The following is a 3,988-nucleotide window of genomic DNA, read 5'->3' on the forward strand; positions in this document are numbered from 1 at the left end:
GCGGTGTCCCCTCCCTTTCAAGAAAGGGAAGAGGCGGGGCATGCCCCGCCTCTTACACCACATCTCTGCGCGCTACCGATAACGGGCTCGTTAACTCCAAAAATCACCGGGATAATCGATGCCTTGCCCATGGCTTTAAGCTGCTTGGAGCGCATAAACATGATCAGGATAATAGGAACGATGAACGTGCAGCCAGAACCGCCCAGACCGCCGATGAAGCTTGTAAAGTCCTGCGTGAGAGCAATTGACGGATGTCCACCTGCTTGGAAAACCTCAAGATTGGTAACGGTATTGCCGTAGAGCGCAGCATTAATCGGACTCATGACAACCGAAGCACCGTGGATACCCATAAATTGGAAAAGTGCGACCGCGCCTTCGATAAGCGCCATGCCAGGATAGGTGTCGACCGCGGAGAACAGCGGCGAGATGAGAGCGGATACCAAATTGGCGAACGGCACAGCAAGCAGCTTGCGGCTCGCAAGATCGATAAAAGCGCACGCAAGGATCGAAAACCCAAATGCAAAGATATCGCGAAAACTCTGCGCAATAGAGCCAGGGACCTCTTTGGGAAGCTTGATCGTCACATTATGGCTAATGCACACCTTATAGATATTAACGGTCAAGAATGCGGCTACGAACGCAGCGAGAAAACCCTTAGTTCCCATATAGCCGGTTTCAAAAACAGATGTATCTGCTCCGCCAATCGAGACAACATCGTTCGTCACCGATAGCAAGAGCATGCCGCACATGGCACAAACCATGCACGAGGTGGGGTTGAGAGATTTACCCGAAGGCATGCGACGGTTCATCGACATGGCAAGTGAGCTCGCCGTGGTGCCGGCCACCATAATGCCAAGAAGTCCCATGGTATATGCATAGATTTTATTGAAGAAATCCAGCACCTCAGACGGAAGCGTGATGCCTACATAGGCAGGGAGCGTCGAAAGAAGAAGGAACAGGCTCGAGAACAGCACAATTGGCATATTCGAGAGAAAGCCATCCTTAATCGCCACCAGATAAATGTTCCTCGAGATTTTGTCGAATAGAGGCTGGTGTTTTTCAAGGAATTTGACGATAGCGTCCATAACACATCCTTTCATGATTCCCGGGCACACAACGATTTATCCGGACTCAACCGTCGTCGTCCCCGTTTGTATCCACTTATGTAAGTGAATACGTTCTTGTGCGAAATGTAATATCATTTGCGCGATTTGTCATAACCAATTCTTTTTCCGCTTTGTCGATATGTCAAGAATTCAAATACTTATTCGGCGAACGGTAGTTGATTAATTTAAGGTTTTCCCAGCTAAAGGCTATTTTTTCCGAGCAATACAATAAGCTTGCAACCGTTCACCGATTGGATATAACATATTGAATATATTGTTGTAACAATATTAGAGACAATGTCACAAGCCTGTCGTTCTAGTCAAAGGAAGTAACAATGCCCAAACGATTACTGAACATGTCCGCATCCGATTTTGCCGCCACGTCACCCATGGATCTAAAGCAGGCAATTCTGGCTTCCGAGGGACGTACCATCATGGCGGAAAACGTACCCTCTTCCCAATTTCTCGGCGGCGTTACTAATGCAGAAATCGAACGTGCCGCAGGTGCCGACCTGCTTCTGTTTAACGCGCTCGATGTGTTCGATCCAGTTATTGCCGGTATTCCAGATGATCTCAATGAAAACCCGGTCACTTGGGTGAAGCGAGCATGCGGAAGGCCCATTGGCGTCAATCTGGAGCCAGTTGATAACGAGGCAGAGATGTCTGAATCCCGTACGGAAATCCCCATGGGTCGTCGCGTCTCTCCCAAGACCTTAGAAAAGGCAAACGAACTCGGATTTGATTTTATTTGCCTCACAGGCAACCCTGGAACTGGCGTCTCCAACGATGCAATCGCCCATTCGATCAAACTCTCCAAAGAGCATTTCAATGGCCTGATCATAGCCGGAAAAATGCATGGAGCAGGCGTTGCGGAACCTGTCATGACGCTCGAAATTGCGCGCAAGTTTGTTGACCTCGGCGTCGATATCCTTCTCGTACCAGCCCCCTACACCGTCCCTTGCTTCCAAGAAGCAGACCTGCGCGCCATCGTAGACTTTGTACGATCCCACAACGTAGGCAAGTCAATTGAAGAGAAGGTTCTCGTCATGGCGGCGAACGGGACGAGTCAAGACTCCTGCGACAGCGAGACCATTAAGAAAATAGGCCTTGCAGCAAAAGCAGCCGGCGCTGACCTCCAACATATCGGGGACTCCATGAACGGTATTTGCCTGCCCCAGAATATCTTCACGCTCGGACAAGCCCTTCGTGGATACAGGCATCAGATCGTCATGCTGAGCCGCTCTGTGATACGTTAAGGTTACCTTGCCCACGTTACATCCCGACTGAGGCAACCATCAGGTATAACCAACATGCAAACTGAGGCTCTAATGCTCGATACACACGAAAAACGGCCACTCTATTTACAGCTCACCGACGCGCTGCTCAAGCAGATCGTCGATGAATATCAAGCAGACGATAAACTTCCAACAGAAATGGAACTCTGCGACGAATACGCCGTAAGCAGAACAACCGTCCGACTTGCCATGAGTGAGCTGGAGCGTCGTGGAAGTATCTATCGAATCCAAGGTAAGGGGTCGTTTGTTGCACCGAAACGCGTTAGCGAGCTCAATTCACTTTTAGACTTTGACTTTGCAAGCCATTGCGATGGCGTTGATCCGGATGCCATCACCAAACATTTCGGCGGCCTCACATCAGGTCGTCCAATTTCCGTAATGATGCTCCAACAATTTGGATGTCAAAGTCGCGATGAAATTCAGCGTCTTGAATTGACCTACGAACTTGAAGGCAGCTTCATAGGCGCTGATACGTTCTTCATTTCAAAGTCGCGCGTTCCGAATAACCAGTTAGATTTTCAGGCATTTAGCAGAATCATGGACGACTTGTCCAAGTCTATCCAATCTGTTAGGGAAAGCTATAGAGCACGTCAGCTTAGCGATTCCGAAGCCAGTAATTATGGTGTTGCAAAACTTCCGGTCATCGAACTGACTCATTATGCTTACGACTCCGGAGGCAAACTAATCTCAATTGTCTGCCGCACCGTCTTAACTGGGCGAATCCCTTATCAAAACTTTATTTTCAAGTCCTAATGTTCTTTTTCTTTTGTCTCGATCTGTAACACGTAGCCGAGTTTTTAAGTCCTAACCGTTACAGATCGAGACAAACAAGGTAGACCCCGCCGAATTGTCTCAATCTGTAACACTTAGACCGGTTTTGGACGTCTAGATGTTACAGGTTGAGACGATTTGATTGTGGGGTCCTCATTTGCGCGTCATATTGCGTAGCGCTGACGCGCTGGTTTCCACAATGACAGGAGGTAAAAGTCCTCCCGCATCGCCTGTTGGCAATCCCGTAGCGTTAGCTAGCAGATGACCTGTGTGTGCTCCTCGATGGCGGCGCGGTCCTCGACCGAGATACTCGGCTCGCACACCACGGCGTCCAAACTGTCCAGGCGACAGAAGGTGTAGAAGTCGCGCTTGCCGATCTTGCTGGAGTCGGCAATCAGATAGCGCGAGTCGGCCTTGCTAAAGGCGAGCTGCTGGATGCGGCCCTCTTCCATGTTAGACGTAGACACGTCGCCGTCCAAAATGCCGTTGGCACCGATAAAGGCTGCATCGATGCCCAGCGCACGCAAGGTATCCTCGGCCGTGGGGCCCACAAAGGCGGCAGTGCGGCGGCGGTACACGCCGCCCACCAGGCACAGTTCGCAGTCTTCGCGCGCCTCGAGCAGGTTAAACACCGAAAGCGAATTGGTCACAATGCGCAGGCGAAACGCCGGCAGCATCGAGGCCATCTGCTCAACCGTGGTGCCCGTGCCCAAAAAGATGGTCGAGCCTTCCTCGATAAGCTCCACAGAACGGCGCGCAATCTGCAACTTTTCCTCGGCATGCTTCGTGCGCTTTTCGCTGTGCGAATACTCATGG

General features: G+C 50.5%; 4 protein-coding genes. 2 read left to right on the forward strand and 2 right to left on the reverse strand.

Translation table 11 applies throughout. The features are described 5' to 3' along the window. Positions 1-17 precede the first annotated feature (17 nt). A complete protein-coding gene (locus tag AB5Z14_RS10075) occupies positions 18-1,085 on the reverse strand; it encodes a PTS transporter subunit EIIC (protein WP_368131290.1) in 1,068 nt (355 codons plus the stop codon). Positions 1,086-1,462: 377 nt separating this feature from the next. On the opposite strand from AB5Z14_RS10075, the gene AB5Z14_RS10080 reads away from it, so the two are divergent. Beyond that, the gene (locus AB5Z14_RS10080) at positions 1,463-2,362 is read left to right on the forward strand and encodes a DUF7916 family protein (RefSeq protein WP_346965001.1); all 900 of its coding nucleotides are present in this window, start codon (positions 1,463-1,465) and stop codon (positions 2,360-2,362) included. A 72-nt stretch (positions 2,363-2,434) separates the two neighbouring features. Further along, on the forward strand, positions 2,435-3,154 hold the full coding sequence (locus tag AB5Z14_RS10085) for a GntR family transcriptional regulator (RefSeq protein WP_172678010.1): 720 nt from the start codon (positions 2,435-2,437) through the stop codon (positions 3,152-3,154). A 272-nt stretch (positions 3,155-3,426) separates the two neighbouring features. Here the strand turns inward: AB5Z14_RS10085 and AB5Z14_RS10090 are convergent. Beyond that, positions 3,427-3,988: DeoR/GlpR family DNA-binding transcription regulator (locus AB5Z14_RS10090; protein ID WP_368131291.1), on the reverse strand; the 562-nt coding region annotated here is incomplete at its 5' end.

The organism is Collinsella aerofaciens (genome assembly GCF_040910265.1).
Taxonomy (GTDB): domain Bacteria; phylum Actinomycetota; class Coriobacteriia; order Coriobacteriales; family Coriobacteriaceae; genus Collinsella; species Collinsella aerofaciens_BK.